22 protein-coding genes are annotated in these 24,012 nt (G+C 67.7%); 8 read left to right on the top strand and 14 right to left on the bottom strand.

Annotated elements, in window-relative coordinates:
• Nucleotides 1-97: 97 nt before the first annotated feature.
• Both HWX22_RS18195 and HWX22_RS18190 read right to left on the bottom strand, forming a co-directional pair.
• Nucleotides 98-817 carry an SDR family oxidoreductase gene (locus tag HWX22_RS18195; protein ID WP_059818593.1) on the bottom strand — a complete coding sequence of 240 codons (720 nt, stop codon included), beginning with the start codon at nt 815-817 and terminating at the stop codon, nt 98-100.
• 146 nt (nt 818-963) lie between these two features.
• Nucleotides 964-1,917, bottom strand: a complete 954-nt coding sequence (locus tag HWX22_RS18190; RefSeq protein ID WP_175916161.1) for a LysR family transcriptional regulator — start codon at nt 1,915-1,917, stop codon at nt 964-966.
• A 127-nt stretch (nt 1,918-2,044) separates the two neighbouring features.
• Between HWX22_RS18190 and HWX22_RS18185 the strand changes: the two genes are divergently transcribed.
• Entirely contained in the window at nt 2,045-3,064 is a 1,020-nt protein-coding gene (locus HWX22_RS18185; RefSeq protein ID WP_175916160.1) for an NAD(P)-dependent alcohol dehydrogenase, read from the top strand.
• A gap of 66 nt (nt 3,065-3,130) precedes the next feature.
• Here the strand turns inward: HWX22_RS18185 and HWX22_RS18180 are convergent, their stop codons facing one another.
• Together HWX22_RS18180 and HWX22_RS18175 are read right to left on the bottom strand one after the other, a co-directional pair.
• A complete protein-coding gene (locus HWX22_RS18180; protein WP_175916159.1) occupies nt 3,131-4,282 on the bottom strand; it encodes a porin in 1,152 nt (383 codons plus the stop codon).
• 211 nt (nt 4,283-4,493) lie between these two features.
• Nucleotides 4,494-5,372, bottom strand: coding sequence for a LysR substrate-binding domain-containing protein (locus tag HWX22_RS18175; protein ID WP_175906776.1), 879 nt, complete (start codon nt 5,370-5,372; stop codon nt 4,494-4,496).
• 75 nt (nt 5,373-5,447) lie between these two features.
• On the opposite strand from HWX22_RS18175, the gene HWX22_RS18170 reads away from it, so the two are divergent.
• From HWX22_RS18170 to HWX22_RS18145, 6 genes are all read left to right on the top strand, one after another.
• Entirely contained in the window at nt 5,448-6,347 is a 900-nt protein-coding gene (locus HWX22_RS18170) for a CoA ester lyase (RefSeq protein WP_175906777.1), read from the top strand.
• Nucleotides 6,344-7,576: a CoA transferase gene (locus tag HWX22_RS18165; RefSeq protein ID WP_175906778.1), complete on the top strand. Its 1,233-nt coding sequence runs from the start codon at nt 6,344-6,346 to the stop codon at nt 7,574-7,576. The genes HWX22_RS18170 and HWX22_RS18165 overlap by 4 nt, the downstream gene beginning before the upstream one ends.
• Before the next feature lie 56 nt (nt 7,577-7,632).
• Nucleotides 7,633-8,556, top strand: coding sequence for an amidohydrolase family protein (locus HWX22_RS18160; RefSeq protein ID WP_081053272.1), 924 nt, complete (start codon nt 7,633-7,635; stop codon nt 8,554-8,556).
• A gap of 71 nt (nt 8,557-8,627) precedes the next feature.
• Entirely contained in the window at nt 8,628-10,007 is a 1,380-nt protein-coding gene (locus HWX22_RS18155) for a TIGR00366 family protein (protein WP_175906779.1), read from the top strand.
• A gap of 16 nt (nt 10,008-10,023) precedes the next feature.
• Nucleotides 10,024-11,469: an MmgE/PrpD family protein gene (locus tag HWX22_RS18150; RefSeq protein ID WP_175906780.1), complete on the top strand. Its 1,446-nt coding sequence runs from the start codon at nt 10,024-10,026 to the stop codon at nt 11,467-11,469.
• Between the two features lie 112 nt (nt 11,470-11,581).
• Nucleotides 11,582-12,196: a LysE family transporter gene (locus HWX22_RS18145; RefSeq protein WP_175916158.1), complete on the top strand. Its 615-nt coding sequence runs from the start codon at nt 11,582-11,584 to the stop codon at nt 12,194-12,196.
• A 194-nt stretch (nt 12,197-12,390) separates the two neighbouring features.
• Here HWX22_RS18145 and HWX22_RS18140 read toward each other — a convergent pair whose 3' ends face one another.
• The 10 genes from HWX22_RS18140 to HWX22_RS18095 form a co-directional block, all read right to left on the bottom strand.
• Nucleotides 12,391-13,794 carry an amidase family protein gene (locus HWX22_RS18140; RefSeq protein WP_175916157.1) on the bottom strand — a complete coding sequence of 468 codons (1,404 nt, stop codon included), beginning with the start codon at nt 13,792-13,794 and terminating at the stop codon, nt 12,391-12,393.
• 72 nt (nt 13,795-13,866) lie between these two features.
• A complete protein-coding gene (locus tag HWX22_RS18135; RefSeq protein WP_175916197.1) occupies nt 13,867-14,658 on the bottom strand; it encodes an alpha/beta hydrolase in 792 nt (263 codons plus the stop codon).
• Nucleotides 14,659-14,740: 82 nt separating this feature from the next.
• Complete coding sequence (locus HWX22_RS18130) at nt 14,741-15,100, bottom strand: DUF4148 domain-containing protein (RefSeq protein WP_175916156.1); 360 nt, start codon at nt 15,098-15,100, stop codon at nt 14,741-14,743.
• Between the two features lie 280 nt (nt 15,101-15,380).
• Nucleotides 15,381-15,917 (bottom strand): cytochrome P460 family protein, encoded by a 537-nt coding sequence (locus HWX22_RS18125; RefSeq protein ID WP_175906785.1) that lies wholly within the window; start codon nt 15,915-15,917, stop codon nt 15,381-15,383.
• Nucleotides 15,917-16,960, bottom strand: coding sequence for an alpha/beta hydrolase (locus HWX22_RS18120; RefSeq protein WP_175906786.1), 1,044 nt, complete (start codon nt 16,958-16,960; stop codon nt 15,917-15,919). The genes HWX22_RS18125 and HWX22_RS18120 overlap by 1 nt, the downstream gene beginning before the upstream one ends.
• Nucleotides 16,961-17,249: 289 nt before the next feature.
• Nucleotides 17,250-18,527, bottom strand: coding sequence for an epoxide hydrolase (locus tag HWX22_RS18115; protein ID WP_175916155.1), 1,278 nt, complete (start codon nt 18,525-18,527; stop codon nt 17,250-17,252).
• Nucleotides 18,528-18,699: 172 nt separating this feature from the next.
• Nucleotides 18,700-19,296: a pyridoxamine 5'-phosphate oxidase family protein gene (locus HWX22_RS18110; RefSeq protein WP_175906794.1), complete on the bottom strand. Its 597-nt coding sequence runs from the start codon at nt 19,294-19,296 to the stop codon at nt 18,700-18,702.
• Nucleotides 19,297-19,382: 86 nt separating this feature from the next.
• Nucleotides 19,383-19,571, bottom strand: a complete 189-nt coding sequence (locus HWX22_RS18105; protein ID WP_175916154.1) for a hypothetical protein — start codon at nt 19,569-19,571, stop codon at nt 19,383-19,385.
• A 13-nt stretch (nt 19,572-19,584) separates the two neighbouring features.
• Complete coding sequence (locus tag HWX22_RS18100; protein ID WP_175916153.1) at nt 19,585-20,784, bottom strand: PLP-dependent aminotransferase family protein; 1,200 nt, start codon at nt 20,782-20,784, stop codon at nt 19,585-19,587.
• A gap of 722 nt (nt 20,785-21,506) precedes the next feature.
• Complete coding sequence (locus HWX22_RS18095) at nt 21,507-21,962, bottom strand: hypothetical protein (protein ID WP_175906798.1); 456 nt, start codon at nt 21,960-21,962, stop codon at nt 21,507-21,509.
• Nucleotides 21,963-22,019: 57 nt separating this feature from the next.
• Between HWX22_RS18095 and HWX22_RS18090 the strand changes: the two genes are divergently transcribed.
• Nucleotides 22,020-23,987 carry a hypothetical protein gene (locus HWX22_RS18090; protein WP_175916152.1) on the top strand — a complete coding sequence of 656 codons (1,968 nt, stop codon included), beginning with the start codon at nt 22,020-22,022 and terminating at the stop codon, nt 23,985-23,987.
• Nucleotides 23,988-24,012 lie beyond the last annotated feature (25 nt).

Genomic DNA, 24,012 nt, shown 5'->3' with positions numbered 1-24,012 from the left:
TCGACATCCAAAGTCGGATTCGTCACATGCTAACGGGAACGGGGAATATGCACGCCGGTCCTTGTTTTACGGCTCGCGCCGCACTGCTTGCGTTGCGTCAGCTGCGTCCGCCGAGGCTGCCGCCGCCGTCCACTGCGAGCACCTGCCCCGTGACGAACGCCGCATCGTCGGACAGCAGGAACGCGATCGCCGCGGCTACATCGTGCGGCGTGCCGAGGCGACGGGCGGGAATCGTCGCGAGTACCTTCCGCTCCGCGTCGCTCCCGACCGGACGCGTCTGGCGAAACAGCTCCGTTTCGATCGGGCCCGGCGCAACCGCGTTGACCGTCACGCCATGTTCGGCCAGTTCCAGCGCCCACGTGCGCGTGCAGCCGACGAGCGCGCTCTTCGCGGCCGAGTATGCGGTGCGATCGAGACTGCCGAAGATCGCCCGGCTGCATACGTTAACGATGCGGCCATGGCCGCGTGCCTTCATCGCGTCGGCGAAATGCTGCGTGACCTGGATCGCCGCGCGCACGTTCAGGTCGAACACCGCCTGCAGCGATGCGAAATCGACTTTGCCGAGCGGCTGCGGCAACGCGATGCCCGCATTGTTCACGATGCCGTCGATCTCGCTCGACGCGCCGATACGGGCAAGCGTCGCGGCCGTCTGTTCGATGTCGGCGAGATCGCATGCGATCAGTTCGCCGGGAAAGTCGATGTCTTGCGCATGGCGCGCGAGACCGATGACGCGATGGCCGCGCTGCGCGAGCAGCGTGCTGGTGGCCAGGCCGATGCCGCGCGACGCGCCGGTAACGAGATAGGTGCGGGATGACATGATTCGTGCCTCTGACGAAATAATCGAATACGGCGCGATGCGCGCGCTCGCGCGGCGCATTCACGATCCGCACTGATTGTGCGTCAGGTGGAGAAAACGCGTACGGTCGCCGTCGTTCGCGTCGACGACTCGATCGCGCGTCGTGGCTACGAAGCCTGAACGATGCGCTGCGGCACGCGCTCGCCGTCCGCGTCGTCCGACGCCAGCATGCGCGGAATCTCGTCAACGAGCGCATCGATGACGACGCGCACCTTCATCGGCACATTGCGCGACGCCGGGCGCACCACGAACACTTCGGCGCCAGACACGCTGTCGCTGTCCATCACGAGCGCGAGACGGCCGTCGCGCACGTACGGCGCCATCAGCCAGCACGGCAGCCACGCAAGGCCCGCGCCGGCCGCCGCCGCGTCGGCGATCGCCTGCAGGTCGTCGAATCGCAGGCGGCCTGCCGGGCGATGGTCGTGCACCGCGCCGTCCGCGCCGATGATTCGCCACGGCGTCGGCTGCCCGCCGCGCGAATACGCGATGCCGCCGTGCGACGCGAGTTCGTCGAGCCCCGACGGCCGGCCGTGACGATCGAGATAGGCAGGCGATGCGCAGATGCCCATGCGCTGCACCCCAAGCTTCCGGCCGACCAGCGCACTCGTGTCGGCCAGCGTGCCGATACGCACCGCAATGTCGAAGCCGTCGTTGACGAGATCGGCGATGCGATCGCTGAACGATACGTCGATTTCAAGCCGCGGATGACGCTCGACGAGGCGCCGCACGACGGGCGCCACGCATTGCCGGCCGAACAGCACGGGCACGCTGACCCGCACGCGGCCGGTCGGCTCGCGCCGGCCCGCGTCGAGTGCGGCTTCCGTCTCGCCGAGTTCGGCCAGCAACCGCCGACACTGCTCGTAATAGACGAGCCCCTCGTCGGTCAGGCCGAGCTGACGCGTCGTGCGCTGCAAGAGGCGCGCACCGAGCCGCTGTTCGAGCCGCGCGACGATCTTCGCAACAGCCGAGCGCGTCATGCCGAGGCGCAGCGCCGCCGCCGCGAAGCTGCCCGACTCCACGACGTCGACGAATTCGACGATGCCTCTCAATCGCTCGTCCATGCAGTTCCGCTCCGATGGAATGACAGGTTTGTGTCCGTGCCGGCGACAATCGTTGGCCGAATTCTCGCCAATGTGTCCCGCAGCGCAACACTATGATAGTCCCGTCCATCTCGAAAAAGGAGCCGACATGCACGCATGGCAAATCAAACCGGGGGACGGCATTGCCGGGCTCCGGCGCATCGACGCGACGCTTCGCCCGGTCGGGCCGACCGACGTCGTCGTGAAGATCCACTCGACCGCACTGAATTATCGCGACCTGATGTTCGCGCGCGGCGACTATCTCGGCATCGGCACCGACGCGCTGATACCCGTCGCCGACGGCGCCGGCGAAGTCGTCGAGACCGGTCGCGACGTCACGCGGTTCAAGCCGGGCGATCGCGTGATCAACACGTATTTCCCGCACTGGATCGACGGGCCGCCCACGCCGCCGAAGGTCTCGGGGTCGCCCGGCTCGCATTTCGACGGCGTGCTCGCCGAACGCTTCGTCTCCGACGAAACCGCGCTCGTCGGGATCCCAGCGCATCTCGACTACGACGAAGCGGCAACGCTGTCGTGCGCGGGCATTACTGCGTGGAATGCGCTGTTCGTCGACGGCGGGCTGAGACCGGGCGCGACGGTCGTGCTGCTCGGCACGGGCGGTGTTTCGATCATCGCGCTGCAGCTCGCGCATGCGGCCGGACTGCGCACGATCGTGACTTCGTCGAGCGATGCCAAGCTCGAACGCGCCCGCGCACTCGGTGCGGACGCAACGATCAACTACCGCACGACGCCCGAATGGCAGCATGAAGTGCTGCGGCTCACCGACGGTGCGGGCGCGGATCTCGTCATCGAAGTCGGCGGACGCGATACGCTCGCGCGCTCGGTCGCCGCGACGAAAATGGGCGGCATCGTGTCGGTGATCGGCGGCGTCAGCGGGTTCGGCGGCCCCGAACTCGGGCTGCTGTCGCTGATTGGCGGCATTCGGAAACTGCACGGGATCATGGTCGGCAGCCGCGCAATGCTCGACGACGTCGTGCGGCTCGTCGACGCGAAACGGATCAAGCCGGTGGTCGATCGCGTGTTCGGTTTCGACGAAGCGCCGCAGGCCTATGCGTGTCTGCAGTCGGGTCAGCATTTCGGCAAGGTCGTGATTCGCGTCGCGTCGTAACGGATGAAGGCGGCGCACGCCGCCTTCTCCTCGCTGCACGCTTCGCGCCCGCTCCGCGCGCCGTCGTCAGAACATCTGGCGCAGGCCGATCGCGGCCCCGACGTTGTTGGTCCTGCCGATCTGGTCAACCTTGCCGGTGAGCCGGTTGGTGGCGCCCGGGTAGTCGGCCGCGAACGCGCCGTTGCCGCGTGCGAAATCGACCGTGCCGTATACCTCCGTGTGCTTCGACAGCGCATATTCGGCCAGCATGGTCGCCGAGTAATTGATCCCGGAGCCGAGCGTGCCGTCGAGCCGCTCCGCGTTGCGCGCGTGGCCGTAATAGCCGGCCACCGTGATCAGCAGCGGCGCGGTAGCCTGCCAGTTCGCGCCGACGTAGAACGTATCGTCGATGCGGTTCGGGCTGCCGCCGGCGAGCGTGGGCGCGCCGGCCTGCTGCAGGTTGAAGTCCGTCGTGCCCGTCTTGTCCTGACCGTGCAGCCAGCCGGCCAGCAGGCGCACGGACGGCGTGACCTGATACGCGCCGCTCACGTGCAGGAAGTTCACCTTCGCGCCGTTGACCGCACTGCCGTTCACGGACGACACCGAGGTCTGCTGGTAGCCGGCGTTGATCGACGCGGGCCCTTGCGCGTAGGTCAGCTCGACACCGTATGTGCTGTCGAGGCCCATCGCGCCGGCATGATTGCCGAGCCCGTAGATCGCATCGATGCTGAAGCCGTTGTACGAGAACTTGTACTTCACCGAGTTCGGCACGGTCAGGTAATTGCCGATGCCGTTGTACGCCCAGCTGTCCTGCCAGTAGTCGCCGACGGTCATCGGATCGAACACGTCACCCATCGTGTCGTACAGCGGGGCGTACTGGTTGCCGAAGGTCAGCGAGCCGTACCGGTCGCTCGACAGGCCGACGTATGCTTGCCGGCTGAACAGCGTGTTCGCGACGTGCAGCTTGCCGTCGCCGAGCTCGAAGCCGTTCTCCAGACGAAAGATCGCCGACAGGCCGCCGCCGAGATCCTCGCTGCCGCGCAAGCCCCAGCGGCTGTGCGTTTCGGGGCCGACGGTCATTCCGATCAGGTCCTTGCCGTCGGGGCCGGCGTTCGTCTGATAACGGATCGCCGTATCGACGAGGCCATACAACGTGACGGAACTCTGCGCAAATGCGGACGACGCCGCTGTCAAGACGAATACCGCGCCGACACCACCGGATACGACGATGCGTTTCATGAAAGGCCTCCCTGAGCGATTGATTTTGTAAGCAGTCCGACAGCATTCGTGTCGGCCTGCCGGTATAGCGCTCGGGAGAATAATCGGTCATATTCGCGGCACCTATTGCTGCTTCCGGATTGGACCTTTCCAATACGCTCAACAATGATGGCGACGTGCAGTGCGCGATCGCCGGCCCGTGCAGAAACGATCGCGTCACGCGGTCGGCGGCTCAACGAAGCTGCACCATCCGGCGGCTGATCGCGAGCCATTCGCGAATCGCGCTCTCGCGCGCCGCGCCCCGCCGCCAGAGTATGCCGAAGCGCCGCGGCTCGGTCGGCTTCGGCAGCGCGAGCCGGACGATCCGCAGCCGCTCCGCGAGCGGCGACGCGATGTCCGGGACCAGCGATACGCCCAGCCCGCGCTCGACCATCATTGCGATCGCCAGCAGCGAATTGATCTCGAAGCGCTCGTGCGGATCAATCCCGTGGTCGCGCAGATAGCGGTCGGCCTGCTTGCCGCCGCCGAGACTCCGGTCGTAGCGGATCAGCGGCTCGTGGCGCAGCAAGTCGTGCGCGTCGCGCGCGGCGAGATCCTGCGGCGCCAGCACGACGAGCGGCTCGATGCGCAGCAGTTCCCACACCATGCTTTTCGGCAGCGCGAAACTCGGATGCAGGCAGACCGCCGCGTCGTGATCGCCTCGTCGCACGGACTCGTAAAGCTCCGCCGACGTACCGGACTGGATCAGCACCTTCAACCGCGGATGCCGGGTCGCGAACTGGGCCAGCACGTCGGGCAGGATGCTGTGCAACGCGGTGTTGATCGCGCCGAGGCGCAATTCCCCGGACAATTGCGCATCGTCGGCCGCGACCGATTTCAGGTCATCGAACTCGCGAACGAGCCCACGCGCACGCTCGAGCACGCGGTAGCCGGCCTCGGTCGGGCGCACCGAGCGGCCCGCGCGTGCGAGCAGCGCCACGCCCAGCTCCCGCTCCAGCACCCGCATCTGCAAGGCGACCGCGGCGGGCGTGAGATCGAGCCTGCGCGCGGCCTGCGCCATCGAGCCCGTGTCCGCGACGAGCACGAAGCTCTTGAGGAACACGATATCCATAAAGATAGTTTTTCTATCGTTTGAAGGAATCAAACCTGTATTCATCCAGTGTAGCGGGATTTCTATACTGGCCGCATGAAAAGCAAACTGTTCGTTCCTGGCTCCCGTCCCGACCTGTTCGACAAAGCGTTGAACGGTCCCGCCGACGCCGTGTCGTTCGATCTCGAGGACGCGGTCGCCGAAGACCGCAAGGATGCCGCGCGCGCCGCGCTGCGCGCGCGGCTCGACCAGCCGCTGCCGCCGACAAAAACGATCGTGGTGCGCGTGAACGCGCTCGGCACGCGCGGCTTCGACGCCGATCTGGAAGCGGTCGCACGCCCCGGCGTCGCGATCGTCAACCTGCCGAAGCCGCGCGACGCGAACGACGTGCGCGCGGCGGCGGCCGCGCTTGAACGCGCCGAGCGCCGCAACGGCGTCACGACGCCGATCAGCCTCCTCGTCAACATCGAAACGCCGCGCGCGCTGCGGCTCGCATCCGAACTCGCGGCGGCCGATCCGCGCGTGATCGGCTTGCAGCTCGGCCTCGGCGACCTGTTCGAACCGCTCGGCATCGACCGTCGCGAAACCGCGGCGCTCGTGCCCGTGATGCTCGCGGTGCGCATCGCCGCGGGCGAGGCGGGCATCGCCGCCTACGATGCCGCGTTCGCCGACATCGGCGACGCCGACGGCTTCCGCGCCGAGGCCGCGCTATCGCGGCGGCTCGGCTTCGCCGGCAAGAGCTGCATCCATCCGACGCAGGTCGGCATCGCGAACGACGTGTTCCGGCCAACCCTCGACGAAATCCGCGCTGCGTTGCGCGTGCTCGATGCGGAGCGGCAGGCCGTCTCCGACGGCCGCGGCGCGTACGTGGTGGACGGCCGGATGATCGACGCGCCGTTCGTCGCCCGCGCCCGCGCGATCGTCGACGAAGCGATCGCATTCGGCCTGATTCCACCGTCGGACATCGCCCCGCAACCCGCACGCATCGAATCATGACTCAACCCTTCATCGACGTTCCCGCGGCGCCGCATGCGGCCGGTCTTGGCCACTCCGGCGCCGGCCCGCTCGCCGGCATCCGCGTGCTCGACCTCAGCGCCTACATCGCCGGCCCGTACGGGTGCACGTTGCTGGCCGACCAGGGCGCCGACGTGATCAAGATCGAGCCGCCGGCCGGCGACAACCTGCGCAACTATCCATCGACGCTGGACGAGCAAAGCCGCGCGTTCCTCGGTGTCAATCGCGGCAAGCGCGGAATCGTGCTCGATCTCAAGCAGCCGGCCGGGCGCGAGGTGCTGCTCGAACTCGTGCGCGACGCCGACGTGCTGGTCCACAATTTCCGGCCGTCCGTCCCCGCGCGGCTCGGCATCGATTACGCGCGGCTTCGCGAACACAATCCGCGCCTCGTCTACTGCGCTGTCACCGGCTACGGCGAATCGGGGCCGCTGAAGGACAAGGCCGGCTACGACCAGGTGCTGCAGGCGATGACCGGCATGTGCGCGCTGCAAGGCGAACCCGGTGCGCCGCCGTCGATCGTGTACGGCTCGGTCGTCGACTATTACGCGGCCTCCCTCGTCGCAGCCGGCGTCGCGTCCGCGCTGTACGAGCGGACCCATAGCGGGGCCGGGCAATACGTGGGCATCTCGCTGCTGCGCGCCGCGCTCGCGATGCAGTCGGCGCGACTGGTCTGGGCCGAAGGCGAGGCACGCGACGTCGGACGCGACATGCGATCGGGCGGCATCACGGGCCTGCATCCGACCCGTGACGGTTATCTTTACCTGTCAGCGAACACGCCGCATTTCTGGCGCGCGTTGTGCGTGAAGGTCGGACTGCCCGCACTCGCCGACGATCCGCGCTACGACACGGTGCGCAAGCGCGCGGGCGCGCACGACGAACTCGTCCCGCTGCTGCGCGCCGCGCTGCTGGCCCGCTCCGCGCGCGACTGGGAGGCCGCGTTCGGCGACGAGGTGCCTTGCGCCACGGTGCGCGAGATCGAGGACATGTTCGACGATCCGCAAGTCGACGCCGAACGGCTCGTCGCCGAATTCGACCATCCGTCGGCTGGTCGCTATCGCGGCTTCTGCCGGCCGATCGCGTTCGAGCGCACGCCGGGCCCGGATCCGCTCGGCGCGCCTGCGCTCGGCGAGCATTCGGACGACGTGCTCGCCGAGCACGGCTACGATGACGAACGGCGCGCCGAGCTGCGGCGTCGCGGCGCCATTCGCTGAAACCGCAAACTGCCGGCAGCGCGCCGGCCGAACGACACGATTCACCCGGAGACACCATGAGAAGACGTACGTTCCTCGCCTCGCTCGCCGCCGCGAGCGCGTCGCGCGCGCATGCATCCGGCCCCGCGGCGGCCGAAGCGGCGATACAGCCGGCGCACGCAGCGCCGTCGAACGCATGCGACGCACACCTTCACGTCTTCGATTCCCGCTTCAGGTCCGAGCCTGGCGCGCGGATCTTCGCGCACGCGACGGCGGACGACTACCGCCGCGCGATCCAGGCCCGGCTCGGCACGACGCGCGCCGTCGTCGTCACGCCGCGCGCGTACGCGACCGACAACAGCGTGACGCTCGATGCGATACGACAGCTCGGCGCGGACCGCACGCGCGGCGTCGGCGTCGTGCGCGAAGACGTATCGGATACCGAATTGCATGCGCTGCACGACGGAGGCATCCGCGGCATCCGGTTCACGCTGTATCGCCCCGAGCATGCGCCCACGCGCTTCGACATGGTCGAGGCGCTCTCCGCGCGCGTGCATGCGCTCGGCTGGCATGTGCAGCTGCACTGGACCGCCGACCAGATCGCCGCGCACGAGGCGCTGCTCGTGCGCCTGCCGTCGACCATCGTGTTCGACCACATGGCGCGCCTGCCACAACCGGCGGGCACGTCGCATCCCGCATACGCGATCGTGCGCCGTCTCGTCGACCAGGGCCGAACGTGGATCAAGCTGTCCGGGCCGTACCTCGATTCGCGCGTCGGCGTGTCCGGGCGATTCGCCGACGTCGACGCGGTCGCCCGCGCGTGGGCCGTCGCGGCGCCCGAGCGCCTGGTATGGGGCAGCGACTGGCCGCATGCAACGGAATCCGCCGCGCCCGACGACGCGCGGCTGTTCGATCAACTCGCGGACTGGGCACCCGACGAACGTCTGCGCGAGCGGATCCTCGTCGACAATCCGGCCCGGCTGTACGATTTCCCCGACTGACCGCCGCCCCGATGCGGCGACGCAACGTCGACACGCATCGCCGACACAACAAACACCAACAGGAGACATGCATGCGCCTCGCCGATTCCCCACCCCGTGCGGCCCGCATCCGCCTGACGGACGCGACGATTCGCGTGTTCGAGAGAACGATTCCCGATCCGTTCGTCCTCGCGCTGCTGATCACCGCGTTCGTCGCCGTGCTGGCCGTCGCGATCGCGCCGCGCGCGACGCCGGTCGCCATGATCGGTGGGTGGACCAAGGGATTCTTCGATATCCTCACGTTCACGGCGCAGATGGCGCTCGTGTTCGCGACCGGGCACGCGCTGGCCCATGCGCCGCTCGTGCAGCGTGCGTTCCGCGCGATCGTGTCGTTCGCGCGCACGCCGGCCCAGGCGGCGACGCTGGTCTTCCTGTCGGTGGCCGTCACGTCGTTCATCAACTGGGCATTCGGCCTCGTGATCAGCGCACTGCTGGCGCGCGAAGTCGCCAAGCGCCTGCGCGTCGATTTCGCGTGGATCGTCGCGTGCGGCTTTTCGGGTTGGGTAGTGTGGGCAAGCGGATTGTCCAGTTCGATCGCGCTCGCGCAATCGACGCCCGGCAGCGCGATGAACGTCGTCGAGAAACTGACCGGCCACGTGCTGCCGTTCGGCGAAACCGTGCTGACCCGCTTCAACCTGGTTCCGACGCTCGCGATGCTCGTGCTGACGCCGGCGCTGCTCGTCTGGCTCATGCCCGATCCTGCTCGCGCCGAAGCGCTGTCGCCCGACATTCAACCCGCCTCGCCACCCGCATCCGCTTCGGCCGCGCCCGGCGCCGCCGGACGCCGCTCGCCGGCGCAGTGGCTCGAGCGCTCGTGCGTGCTCAGCGTTCTGGCGGGACTGTTCGGACTGTCGGTACTGGGGCTGGCATACGCCGGCCGCGTTCCGCTGGCGGGCGTGAACGTCGTGATTCTCGCGATGCTCACGGCGGGTGTGCTGCTCCATGGCCATCCGCTCGCCTACGCACGCGCGATCAAGCAGGCGACCGCGCAGACGGGTTCGCTGCTGATTCAATATCCGCTGTACGGCGGCATCATGGGCCTGATGGACGCGACCGGCCTGCCCGGCGTCATATCGCATGGCTTCATCGCGATCGCAACCACCGACACGCTGCCGTTCTGGAGCTACGTCTGCTCGCTCGCGATCACGTTCCTGATCCCGAGCGGCGGCGGGCACTGGGCCGTACAGGGCCCCTTCGTGGTGCCGGCCGCCGTCGCGCTGCACGCGTCACTGCCCGCGACGACCATGGCCGTCGCGATGGGCGAACAGGTGTCGAACATGATGCAACCGTTCTGGGTCGCACCGGTGGTCGCGATGGCCGGCATCGGCGTGCAGCGGGTGCTCGGCTACACGGCGCTGACGTTCGTGCTGGGCGCGATCGTCTACGGCTGCGCGCTGCTGTGGCTCGTCTGACACGCACGGAGGCACGATGAAGCGCAGAACGTTTCTCGTGGCGCTCGGCGCGGCGGCCGCCTGCCCGGCCATCGCGCAGGTCGCGCCCGCGACGCCTACCCTGGCGCGCCAGCTGGCCGACTATGCCGTCGCACTGACGTGGGATGCACTCGATGCGACGACGATCGAAACCGCGAAGGCGCACCTCATCGACGCACTCGGCTGCGCACTCGTCGCCCATGATGCGCCGCCCGTCGCGATGTGCCGGCGCATCGCGACGACGGCCGCGGGGCCGGCGACGCTCATCGGCACGCGCCGCGGCTCGACGCCCGAGCTGGCCGCGTTCGCCAATGGCGCGGCCGTCCGCTACGAGGATCTCAACGATCTGTACGTGGGCGCCGAACCGGGCCATCCGAGCGACAACATCGCGCCATGCCTGGCCGTCGCCGAAGCAGCGCGCGCGAGCGGACGCGACCTGCTGCTAGCGATCGTGCTCGCCTATGAGATCGACTGCCGGCTGCTGGACGCCGCAAACATCACGAGCCGCGGCTGGGATCACCCCGTCTACAGCCTGCCCGCCGTCGCGCTGGCGGCCAGCAAGCTGATGCGGCTCGATCGCGACCGGATGGAGCAGGCGGTCAATCTGTCGCTCAGCGGTCATCTCGCGATGAACCAGACACGCGTGCAGCAACTGTCCGACTGGAAGGGTCTCGCGGATGCGTCGGCATCGCGCGACGGCGTATTCGCCGCACAACTGGCTCGTGAAGGCGTGACCGGGCCGGCACCGATCTTCGAAGGCCGGGCCGGGCTGTTTCAGCAGGTATCGGGCCCGTTCGCGCTCGACGTCGCATCGTTCGGCGGCCCACAACGCGCGTTCCGGATCGATGCGTGCGCAATCAAACCGTATCCGGCCCAGGGCTACACGCTGACCGCGATCCCCGCCGCGATCGACCTCGCGACGCGGATCGGCGATCTCGCGCGCATTCGCGCGATCCATATCGACACGACGCACATGGGCTACGTGACGGCGGGTCGCGATCCGGAGAAGTGGCGGCCCGAAACGCGCGAGACGGCGGATCACAGCCTGCCGTACATCGTCGCGCGTGCGATGCTCGAACGCGACATCACGCGCGACAGCTACGGACCGGCCGCGCTGCGCGATCCGGTCGGTCGCGCGCTGATGGCCGTCACAACGGTCGCCGAGGATGCGCGCCTCACCGCGATGCAGCCGAACGCGATTCCGAACCGGCTGACGGTGACGCTCGACGACGGCCGCACGCTCGAACGGCAAGTCGACACGTTGCCAGGCTTCCCCGGGCAGCCGACGTCGCGCGCCGATACGGAACGCAAGTTCCGGCACAACGTCGCGGGGCGTCTTCCGGAGCAGCGTGCGCGACACGCGCTCGATGCTCTGTGGGCGCTGGATGCCCGCACCGATCTGGACGGACTGCTCGCGCTACTGGCCGTCGAATCCCGGTCGTGACAGGCGCACGCGCCGGTCGATGAACACCCGCCCGTCGTGAAGAGCGGCGTTCGCGACCAGCGGCAGGCCGCGGTAAGATGAACGCCCCTTCCGTCGCTTTGCCGCCCAAGCCATGTCGACCACCATCGCCACCCTTTTGCCGCTCGCCGGCGTCCTTCTCCTGAGCGTGGCCAGCCCGGGCCCGAACTTCGTGATCGTCACGTCGACCGCCGTCGCGCAACGCCGCGCCGGCGTGATGACCGGGCTCGGCCTCGCCGCCGCATCGGGCACCTGGGCGGCGGTCGCGATTGCCGGCCTCAGCCTGCTCGTGACCCACGTCACCTGGGTGCACCCCGCGCTGCGGCTCGCGGGCGCCGCGTATCTGATCTGGCTCGGCCTGAAAATGGTGCTGACCGCGCGCAAGCCGCTCGCTGTTTCCGCGCCGGCGGCGTCCTCCGACTGGCATGCCGCGAAGAAGGGCTACGTGGTCAGCATGACGAACCCGAAATCCGTCGCGTTCTACGGCAGTATCTTCGCGTTGATGGTGCCGGCCCATGCGCCGCCGTGGCTCGATCTCGCGGTCGTCGTGTTGTCGATCGGAATTTCGGGCGCGTGGTACTGCACCATGGCGCTGCTCGCGTCGCACCCGTCGGTGCGCCGGCTGCTGATTCGGCGCAAGGCCGTGCTCGACACGACGGCCGGGCTGCTGCTGATGGGGCTCGGCGGGCGGATGCTGGCCGGGCGCTGAGCGCCGTCACGCGCCGGCATCGCCACGGAAAAAGGCCGCTTGCGATACGCAGCATGCGACACACTGCACGTTGCACCGGAATCCGAAATGAAATCGCGCGCCGGGTCGAATGGCGCGCTTCGATGGAACGATGGATCGATGAACGACAGCCGACGGGCATAGCGCATCGTCGCTGCACACACTCCGTCACCGCATCAACGTACCGGATCGACCGGCACGACCGGCGCGCCGCGCGCCTCGATGTCGCGCCCCGCGAGCAAACACAGATCCTCGCGATGATGCGTGGCGACCACTTGCACGCCCACCGGCGCGTCGTTGACGATCCCGGTCGTCACCGCGAGCCCCGGCAGCCCCATCGCCGGCAGCGCCCGCAGCGTGAGCTGCGCTTCCCAGACGCGCTCGAACCCTTCCGGCCCTTGCCGATCGAGATCGTCGGGAAACGGCAGCTCGGACGACACCGGCAACAACAACACCGCATATTCGTCGAGAAAGAGCCGCCATTGCCGCGTCAGCGTCGTACGCCGCACGAGCGCGCGGCTGATCACGTCGGCCGGCAGATCGCGCACCTTGCCGCGCACGGCGGCGATCACCGCGGCCGCGCCCGGATCGCCATCGCTCGCCACCGCGTTCGCCAGCGCATCGAATCCGTCGCCGAGCCAGAGCTGCTCCTGCAACAGCGCGGCCTCGCGCATCGGCGGCGTATCGTCGATTTCGTCGACGGTCCAGCCCGCGTCGACGAGCCGTCGCGCGGCATCGCGCAGCGCGGCCTCGACCTCGGGCACGACCTCCAGACCGCGCGGACGCACGCATAGCGCCGCGCGCTTCGGCACCGCGCGACCGTCGATCGGCACCGGCACGTACCACGGGTCGCGCGGGTCCGGCGCGGCGAATGCACGCAGCGCCAGCGCGAGATCGTCGATCGTGCGTGCAATCGGCCCCGTCGTCGACATCAGTTGCGCGCCGATCGCACGCTCCGGCCCTGACGCATTGAATGCCGGCACGCGCCCGAGCGACGGACGGATGCCGTGCACGCCGCACGCATAGGCCGGATAGCGCACCGAGCCGCCGATGTCGGTGCCGAGCGCGATCGGGCCGATCCCGGCGGCCACGGCAGCCGCCGCGCCGCCGCTCGAACCGCCCGGCGTCAGCGAACGGTTGCGCGGATTGTACGTATGGCCGTGCACGAGGTTCGACGTGAACCAGCGCAGCGCGAACGTCGGCGAATTGGTGCGGCCGAGCAGCACGGCGCCGGCCTTTCTCAGGTTCGACACCGACGGGCTGTCGGCGCTCGCGATCAGGTTTTCCTGCAACCGCGTGCCGTTGGTCGTCGCGAACGTCGCGACGTCGACGTTGATCTTCACCGTCACGGGCACGCCGGCGAGCGGGCCCGGATCGTCGCCGCGGGCGATCGCGCGATCGACGTCGTCGGCCTGCCGCCGCACCTCGTCGGGACGATGCTCGACCACCGCATTGATCGCGGGGTTCACCGCTTCGAGGCGCGCCAGTGTGGCATCCGCCACTTCCCGCGCGGACACTTCACGCTGCCGCACACGCTTCGCGATTTCAGTCGCCGACAGTTGCCAGAGTTGCTGCGTCATGACTTCTCCTCGTGAAAGGACATCACAATCACCGACGGCGCCACGTCATCCGCCACGCGGCGCCGCATTCACTCACTGCGCATCCTGCTTCGCACGTTCCGCCGCCGCGATGATCGCTGCGGCCACGGCCTTCGGCTGGCTCAGCATCGCGACGTGGCTGCCGTTCACGCGCGTGACCGTCGCGCCGATCCGCTTCGCCATCGCCTCCTGCAGCTTCGGATCGATCATCCGGTCCTGCGTCGCGACGACGAACGACGACGGCTTCGCATGCCACGCGGCCTGCGCGACCTTCTCCGAAATGCAGCCACCGTACCACGGCCCTTGCGTCGCCGCGACGACGCGTTGCTGCGCGGGCGGCAGATCCGGCGCGAAATCCTGCGCGATCGCCTTGTCCGACAGCGTCGCGAAGCCGCCGCCGTCCTTGCGCAGCTCGCCGGCCCACGACGGTGCCGGCAACCCCTGCGTGACGTCGGCGATCGACTGGCCATTGTCCGGCGCGAATGCGGCGACGTAGACGAGCGACTTCACCTTGTCGTCGTTGCCGGCGTCGCTGATCACGACACCGGCCCACGAATGGCCGACCAGCACGACGGGGCCCTTCTGTTCGTCGATCGCGCGCTTCGTCGCGGCTGCGTCGTCGGCGAGCGAGCTCAGCGGGTTCTGCACCGACACGACGTGCAGGCCGCGCGCTTCGAGCAGCGGAATCACGCGGTTCCAGCTCGACCCGTCGGCGAATGCGCCGTGCACCAGCACGACGTTCGTGCCTTTCAGGTCTTCCTTCGGCGCGGCCTGCGCCGCGACCGCACCGAACAGCCCGCCGAGCACCGCCGCGGACACCAGAACCCGTTTCGTCAAACCGATCATCTTCATGCTCCTTTTCGTCGTGTCGTTCATCTGAAGTGTTGCCGATGCGGCCGCGCCCGCGTGCGGCAGGCGCGGCAATGCATCACGAATGTGCGTACAGGTCGTCGGCGTCCGTCCGCGCGTTGCGCGCGGCGCGCTGGTCGGCCGCGGCGTAGCGCGCAGCGGCAGGCGCGGACGCGGCAGCCACGTTGTCGTCCTGCGACTTCGACGGGCCGTTCTGGTCGGAGCGCGCGACCTGCTGCGCGGCGGCGACGGCGTTCTGCGCGGCGGCGATATCGTCCGGGTAACGCGCGTCACTGCCGGCCGGGTTGTAGCCGGCCTTCTCGAGCCGGATGAGGTCGGCGCGCACGTCGGCACGCGTGAGGCCGTGGCCGGTCTCGGCGAACGACAATGCGGGGATCGAAGCGAGCACGGCGACTGCGAGGATTTGAGCGGCTTTCATGAGATTTCTCCTTGGCGGAAGTTGGGGGGTATCGATCACTCGGCGTCCGTTGCGACCGTCTCGCACCGAACGTTTGCTGCATGTCGACAGTAGAACCCGCTCACGTATCCGGCATGTTTCCGAAACAGGGGCGTTCTGCAATCCGATGTTTCCGCAGCGGTTCCCGATACAGTGCGATACAAATCCGGTAACCCGCACACCGCGCGCCCGCGTCCCAACATGAAAAAAGGCGTGCCTCATACGGCACGCCTTTCCGTCAAACCGGTCCGGTCAGGTCACATCAGGGCGCAAGCCGCGTGAACACGAAATCGTGATTCTTCACGCGCGCCTGATGACACGCGAAGCAGGTCTGGTGCTGACCGATATCGGCCGGCACGCCGTTGATGAAGCGCCCGAAACCCCAGCCGCCCGTCGACGCATAACGGCGCGAATCCTTGACCATCACCTGCACGGTCGTCGCCTGGCCAGGCACCGTCGCCGGCGCGAATTCGTCGGACTGCTTGCGTTTGTACGCGAGCTTCACGAGGATTGTGCCGTCCGGAAACGGCAGCGTCGACTGTTCGAGCGCGCGGATCGCGACGGGATTGCCGAGGACCACGCGCAGTTCGTCGAGCGGCGCCGCTTCCTCGGCCGGCGCGACCATTTCCCACTTCCGGTAGCCGGGCGGGATCGTCACGCCGTAGATCGGCGACGTCGCCGGCTTCGGCTGCTCCGCGAACGCGGCCGGACCGCTCGCCGACCACGCGCCCGCCAGCAGCGCGCCCGCGACGAGCGCACGGCGCGCGCCGCGGCGCGACACGATCGTGCCGGCCCGCATCACAGGTGCTCCACTTGCAGGATCGCATCGGCGAATGCCTGCGGCGCTTCCTGCGGCAGGTTGTGGCCGATGCCGCCCGTGATGGTCCGGTGCTGATACTTGCCCGTGAACTTCTTCGCATACGCGGCAGGCTCCGGATGCGGCGCGCCGTTCGCGTCGCCCTCCATCGTGATCGTCGGCACGGTGATGGCCGGGCCGGCGGCGAGCCGCCGCTCGATGTCGTCGTATTGGGCTTCGCCCTTCGCGAGCCCGAGGCGCCAGCGATAGTTGTGGATCACGACGGCCACGTGGTCGAGGTTCTGGAACGACGCGGCGCTGCGCGCGTAGGTCTCGTCGGAGAACTGCCACTTCGGCGATGCGAGTTGCCAGATCAGCTTGTTGAACGCGTCGCGATTCGCCGCGTAGCCGAGCGCGCCGCGCTCGGTCGTGAAGTAGAACTGATACCACCACTGGAATTCCGCCTGCGGCGGCAGCGGCTTGCGGTTCGCCTCCTGGCTGCCGATCAGGTAGCCGCTCACCGACACCAGCGCCTTCACGCGCTGCGGCCACAGTGCCGCGATGATGTCGGCCGTGCGCGCGCCCCAGTCGTAGCCGCCGAACACCGCGCGATCGATCTTCAGCGCATCCATCAGCGCGACGATGTCGACGGCCGTCACCGCCTGCTGGCCGTTCCGCACGGTGTCGGCCGAGCGGAACGTCGTCGATCCGTAGCCGCGCAAGTACGGCACGATCACGCGATAGCCGGCCGCCGTGAGCAGCGGCGCGACTTCCGCGTAGCTGTAGATGTCGTACGGCCAGCCGTGCAGCAGGAACACGACGGGGCCGTTCTTCGGTCCGAGATCCGCATACCCGACGTTCAGCACGCCGGCGTCGATCTGGTGGATCTTGCCGAGCGAGGCCGCGCCGGCCGTGCGCTTCGGCGTCGACGCATCGGGCGCCGACTGCGCACGCGCCAGCGCACCGAACCCGAGGTCGGCGAGGCTCAGGCTTGCGAGTGTCGTGCCCAGAATCAGGCGGCGGCGGGTGTTCACGGTATCAGGCATGACGCGTTCTCCATTGTCGATCGCTAAGGAAGTGGCCCGCGGCACGTGCGGGCGCTCTGGTATCGCCGTTCACGGCGGCGGCGCCTGACATCGCGCCGCCCGTGTGAATCGCTTCACCGGTTTTATATCCGATCCATCCGAAGGCTTTGTATCCCAACGTATCCGGGTTCGGGCACGACATACAGCGATTCAAAATTCGCGGCGGAAACGGGGGTTCGCGGTCGGTCGTGCGCAACGCGTCACGCGGACCGGCATCGCGACCGGCCCGCGTTCTCCCGTCAAATCCCGCTTACGCGCGACGCAACGGCCGGAACCCGGCACGCACTTCGCGAGCGAACAGTTCCGGCTCCTCCCATGCCGCGAAATGCCCGCCCTTGTCGACTTCGTTGAAGTAGATCAGGTTGTGATAGCTGCGCTCGGCCCAGCTGCGGGGCGCCTGGTAGATCTCGCCGGGGAACACCGTGATCGCCGCCGGCAGCGAGATGTCCACCGCGTTGAAGTTGTTCGAGTGATCCTCCCAGTAGATCTGCGCGGCGGACGTCGCCGTGTCGGTCAGCCAGTACAACGAAATGTCGTCGAGAATCTCGTCGCGCGGGATCGAGCGTTCGGGCACGCCGCCGCTGTAGGTCCACTGCGAGATCTTGTCGTACATCCACGCGGCCTGACCCGACGGCGAATCGGCGAGCGCATAGCCGACCGTCTGCGGGCGCGTGACCATCATCGCCGAGTAGCCGCAGTTGTCGCGATAGAACGTCGCGAGCTTCTCGTACGCGGCCTTCTCCTTCGGCGACAGCGACGCCGGTGCCGGCGCGTCGGTCTGGAGCAGCGTCGCGATGTCGGGCGGCACCGTCGCCGGCATGTTCACGTGAATTCCGGCCAGGCCCTGCACGCGCTGCATCGCCATCCGGTGCGAGATCACCGAGCCGCAGTCGCCGCCCTGCGACACGAAGCGCGTATAGCCGAGGCGCGCCATCAGCTCGCCCCATGCGCGCGCGATGTGGTCGGAGCCCCAGCCCGTCTTCGCCGGACGGCCCGAAAAACCGAAACCCGGCAGCGACGGCACGACGACGTGGAACGCATCGTCGGCACTCGCACCGTGTGCGGTCGGATCCGTCAGCGGGCCGATCGCCTTCAGCAGCTCGAAGATCGAACCCGGCCAGCCGTGCGTCATGATCATCGGCATCGCGTTCGCGTGCCGCGAGCGCACGTGGATGAAGTGAATGTCGAGCCCGTCGATTTCGGTGATGAACATCGGGAAACCGTTCAGGCGCGCCTCGCCCTTGCGCCAGTCGTAGTCGGTGCCCCAGTAGCGCAGCAGCGCCTGCATGCGCGCGAGCCGCACGCCCTGCGATTCGTCGGCGACGGTCTCGCGGCCCGGCCAGCGCGTCGCGGCAATGCGGCGGCGCAGGTCGGCCAGTGCTTCATCGGGGATATGGGCGGTGAACGGACGTATGCCGTCGCCGCCGGTTGCCGCATGCAGCGCGGTGGGCAGCATCGCGGATACGCCGGCGGCCACGGAAGTGGCCAGCAGGTGGCGACGCATCGGGGAAAACTGTGTGGAAGACATCGTTCGGCATCTCCTTTCGTGAAGTGGAAAGTGAACATGCCGCGCGGCGGAGCGCGCTTTCGCTTTCATCCGGGCGTGCGCCGGTTGCGCGGCGTTGCCCATTTGAAAGGTCTGACGTATCCCGGATGTGTCTGGTTTGTACGCGTTTGTAGCGGGGGCGCGACCGACGCCGTCAGGGTGCGATCCAGCGCCCTTCGTAGCCGTCGTCGTTCACGTCGAACACCGCGCGACGATGGCCGTCGCGGGCGAGGTCGAGCCAGTCGATGCGCGTTACCGTGACGTGGAGCAGGCAGAAGTTCCGGTAACCGTCGTCGGTGGTCGCCGTGCCCGTGTCCGGGCTTGCGGTGACATGCGCGTCTTTCGGCGATTCGATCAGCGTGCCGGGGCGCAGCGGTGCGCGATACAGCAGCAGCGTATGCGGACGGTTCGATTGCCAGACCGCGCGACGTTGCGCTTCGTCGTCGCAAATCGTCGCAACGCCTTCCGCGCGAATCTGCACGAGCGAATCGAGATCGCTCGCGACGATCGCGATACGCGGATCGCGGCGCAGCTCCACGACCTTCTCCGAGCGCGCATCGGTGTGGAACGACAGCCGACGATCGGCGCGGCTCGCCTGCCGCAGCACGATCGTGCGCACCTTGGGCGCGCCGTCGAGGCCGAGCGTCGCGGCCTGCACCATGGTGAACGGCGAGCGCTGTGCGCCGACGCCGGATTCCAGGCACGACCAGAGGCGGTCGTACGTTTCCGTGAGCGATTCGATGTCGGACATGATGACCCGGCGATCCTGCGTGGTTCGATCGCACCAGCTTAACCGTTTCGGCGGCGGGATCCCGTCGCGGGCCCCCGCCGCGCGGTTCAGTTGTAGCCGAGGACGACCGGCGCGGCGTCGCGCGTGTCGGTCGAATCCGCGCCGAAGCGGCTGAGCACGTCGGCGACGTATTGCGGCCCCGCGCTAATCTGCGACGACTTGTGTTCGACGGGACGGATGCCGGCCATGCGCGGCGCTTCGTCCATCCATGCCGTGTCGTTGACGACGATGCTCATGTGTGTCTCCTCCTCACGCGGCCAGCGCCGCACCATACGCGCGCACGAGGCGCGTCACGCCTTCCCGGATCGCGTCGACGTCGGGCGCGGCGAACGACAGCCGCAACGAAGCGGCGTCGACGTTGTCGGCAAAGAACGCCTTGCCCGGCACGAAGACGACCTTGTTCGCGATCGCCTGTTGCAGCAGCACGTCCGACGACACCGCGCCGATCCGCGCCCACACGAACATCCCGCCTTCGGGACGATGGAACGTGATCGCATCGCCAAAGCCGTCGCGCAGCGCGTCGCACATCGCATCGCACTTGCGCTTGTAGGCCGCCGTGATGCGCGGCAGATGACGCTCGAGCGCGCCGTCGGCGAGATACTCGGCGGCGGTGGCTTGCGTCCACGGCGCGCTGCACAGGTCGACCGTCTGCTTCGCGATTACGCAGCGCCGCGCGATTTCGGCCGGCGCGATCGTCCAGCCCACGCGCAGCCCCGGCGCGACGATTTTCGACAGGCTCGCGAAGTGCACGATCCAGTCGCGTGCGCCTTCGACTTCGTTCGCGAGCGCGAGCATCGACGGCACCGGTTCGCCCGCGAAACGCAGATCGCCGTAGGGATCGTCCTCGACGATCAGGAAACGGTATTGCACCGCGAGACGCAGCAGCTTCAGACGGCGTTCGCGCGCAAGCGTCGCACCGGTCGGATTCGCGAAGGTCGGCACCGTATAGAGCAGCTTCGGCTGCACGATCGCGCCGGATGCAAGTTGCGAGGCGAGGCGGTCGACGTCGAGGCCATCGCCGTCGACGGGAATCGTCACGATGCGCGCCTGTTGCAGACGCATCGCCGACAGCGTCGCCGGATACGCCGGTTGTTCGGTCAACACGACGTCGCCCGGGGCGACCATCACGCGCAGCAGCAGATCGAGGCCCTGTTGCGAGCCGGTCGTGACGAGCAGTTCGGCCGGCGTGCACGTCACGTTGCGGCGCGCCATCAACGCGATCAGTTGCTGCTTCAGTTCGGCGAGGCCGTCGGTCGGGCCGTATTGCAGGCAGCGGACCGGCTGCGCGTACGCGCGTTCGGCAGCCGTGTTCAGGCCGTCGACGTCGAACAGGTCGCTGGCCGGGTAGCCGCCGGCGAACGAAATCATCCCCGGTTCGGAGAGGTACTTGAACAGCTCGCGGATCGGCGAACCGGCGGGATTCTGGAATGAGGGCGTGAACGCGTACATGTCGTCGTGAGCGGGGTGGCGGCGACGGCCGGGATAGCCGACAGGGCCGCCCGCCAAGGCGCTTCTGGCGCAACGGCGGGAATTCGAGCCACGATTGTCGATAGTCATTAACGCCGCGGCAAACGATATCTATGCACTAGGTCTTGCGGTTTGGTCATCAATTGGGAGAGGCAGATGCCGGCTGTCCCGGGCGAATGCATGCGGCCGCATCGAACGCGCGGGGGATACCTGGACTGTTCTCGATCCGTTCCGGCGGACGCGTCGGGCACGTGACGCCACCGCAGCCCTGATGGCGCCCGGCGAGTTGCCGCGACGTTTCAGATCTGCAACCTAACGTGCGTTCCGGATGCCCGGGTCGCACCCGATGCGCACACGGTTCGACAAGACCGCCGATTCCCGCCATGGGCGTCGCCGGCGCCGCGCGACGAGCTGTCCGGCACGCCTGCGCCCCTTGCGCAGCAATGGTCCCGCCATCCACTTGCCTGCCGCTGCTTCACGGCTGAAACCGATCATCCCGTCTTCGCGGCCGGTGGTCAGTCGCGCCGCGATGGACGATCGACCCGATCCGACGGTTCCCGACCGTTTCAAGACCGACACATTTCCCGCGACGACCGGTATCCCGGCCTGCATCGATGTCGCCTCATCGGTCCGAACGCACGCGCCGGCGGGCGTGGCACGCTCCGTGCGTTCACGCCGAAGGCGCCGGACAGCCGTCCCGGCGCTCAATCAAATATTTCGAAAAGTCCGCGTCCGGCACACCGGTAAGACGCTTTTTCGGTGCAGGACGCATCGGGGGACACAATGAAAACAAGCACCACGATCTCGATCGCGGCGTCGCCGGGGATGAAGAGCGGCGCGGCAACGATCACACCGCGGCCGATCCGCTGCGCAAGCCGGGCATTCCCGCAAGCATCCGCGCCCGCTCGGAACCAGCGGACGCCTGCACACGCACGAGCGCCCCATACCGCCTCTCTCTTCACCGGCATGCGCGTCTGCGTACCGCTGACGATGGGCGGTATGGCAAAACGCGCGCCCTGAGCGGCCCCCTGCATCTCGCCTGAAGGCTCTCGAGCTGTCAGGGTGCAACGCGCCGCCGCCCGCGAAGCCGGGACCTCATGGTCCGTTTCGTCGCATACGGAGCGCCGGCTCACGAAATATCGTCGATAAAAGTCTTCCATTCGATCATGAATCGGACTGAGAAAAGCCCCTGTTCGGTCATCGCACTTGCGCTTTCGTTGGCCGTTCTGTTCCTGATAACGCATCCTTATACAGGCATTCGGCACGACGCGATCCTGTACACCGCGCAGGCGCTATATAACGCGCATCCCGAGCATTTCTCGCACGATCTGTTCTTTGAATTCGGTTCTCAGGATCACTGGACGATTTACGGTCGGATCTTCGCGAAGCTGATCTCGGCATTCGGGCTCCGCGCCAGCAATCTCGCGTGCCTGATCGCGATTCAGGCGCTCTGGTGGAGCGGCATGTGGCGCCTGGCGAAGAAACTGCTGCCCGCCCCGTGGCACTGGCTCGCGATGTTCCTCGTCGCCTGCATGCCGTCCGATTACGGCGCCGGCCTGGTCTTTTCGTATGACGAAGGATTTCTCACGGCCCGGCTTCCCGCCGAAGCACTCGGCCTGTGGGCGATTGCGTCGATGCTCGAAGGCCGTCATCGCATTGCCATCGTGCTGACGATCGTCGCAACCGCCGTTCACCCGCTGATCGGCGGCGCTTCGCTCGTCTTCGTCGTCCTCGGCCGGACGCCACGCGTGAAGTGGTGGCGGCTATTGCCGCTCGCGCTCATGATTTTCGCCGTCGTCGAGATGCCGCCGCTCAAGGTGTTACACCTCTATCCGTTCGATCCGGAATGGCGGTCGATCGCGCGATACAACGTGCCATTCCTGTTCCCGACGTTGTGGTCGCTCACTGAATGGAACAAGGTGTGCTGGGCGATCGCACTTCCCGCGGCACTATGCGCGAACCAGGCGCAGGATCACCGTGCGCTGTGGTCGAATCTCACGCTGATCGGCATTGCCGGCATCGCGCTGACCACGATCGCGGACCTCGCCGGACAGGACGCGATCTGGATACAGATGCAGCCGTGGCGCACGCTGTGGCTGCTGACGTTGATGCAATGGCCCGCGGCCATTTTGCTCGTGCGACGCGAACGCCACACACGGCCGACCCTAATCTGGCTGCTCGCGATCTGCTGGCTCCTGCTCGACGTCGGCGGCGGTTTCATCGCACTGGCGGTTGCCGCGACGCTCCACGCGGCAGCCCGTCGACGGGCGCCCGCCGCTGCCGGCGCGCGGCTCGCCGACCTCACCCCTGCGCTTCGCCGGATGTGGATCGGGACGACCCTCGCTGCCGCGACGATCTGGGTCATATACCAGTGCGCGTATCAGGTCGGTCGCGTCGCGTATCCGACCGGCAGCGTGACGTTCGACATTCCGTGGCTTGAAACACTGATTCACACGCACCTGGTCATCATGCTGGTCGCTGTGCTCGCCGTGCTCAATCTGTCGCGCAATCGAATCGCGGCCATCGGCTTGCCGGTGATATTGGCCGTATTCGCCGCATACGGACTCGTCAATATCGACCAGCGGTCGGAAGCAGCCAGGATCCTGGAAGCCGGCGCCGACCGCGCCGACTTCACGCCGTTCGAAGGTACGGTCGCGCGCGGCGCCATCGTCTATTGGGACGGACCGGCGGACGAAGTCGTCTATCCGTGGCTGATGATGAAGACGTCGAGCTACTACTCGTCGACGCAGGCCGCGGGGCTGATCTTCCATCGCCGGACTACCTTCGAGGCGGTGCGACGGGTCGAGTTGATCAAGCAAGACCCGCGCGCCGCACGACCGCGCGACGGGCACGACACCGACCGAAAGTCGACCGTGTTCGTGTCCAGGTACGAATACGTACCGCTCGACCGAGCTGCCATCCGGCACATCTGTGCAGACCCCGTGCTGGATTTCATCGTGTCGCATCGGCACTACCCGGAGTTGGCAACAGGCTACGCGTGGTCGCCCGAACCCAAAAACACGGTCTGGCTGTACGACTGCCGCAGCATCAGGACGACTGCCGCAGCTCAGGATGCATCGTCCGTGCGCATTCAACCACTCGACCAGACGAACGCGATACCCGCACGACCGACCGCCCGAGGCGGCGCTTCCCCGCCGCGCCACGCGCAAGTGCGCGACGTCTGAACGGGACATCCGGATCATCGATTCG

The sequence above is a fragment of the Burkholderia sp. BCC1638 genome, assembly GCF_902833195.1.
GTDB lineage: Bacteria > Pseudomonadota > Gammaproteobacteria > Burkholderiales > Burkholderiaceae > Burkholderia > Burkholderia diffusa.
Note: the sequence above shows the minus strand (reverse complement) of the source record. Positions and strands in the feature narration are given on the sequence as shown.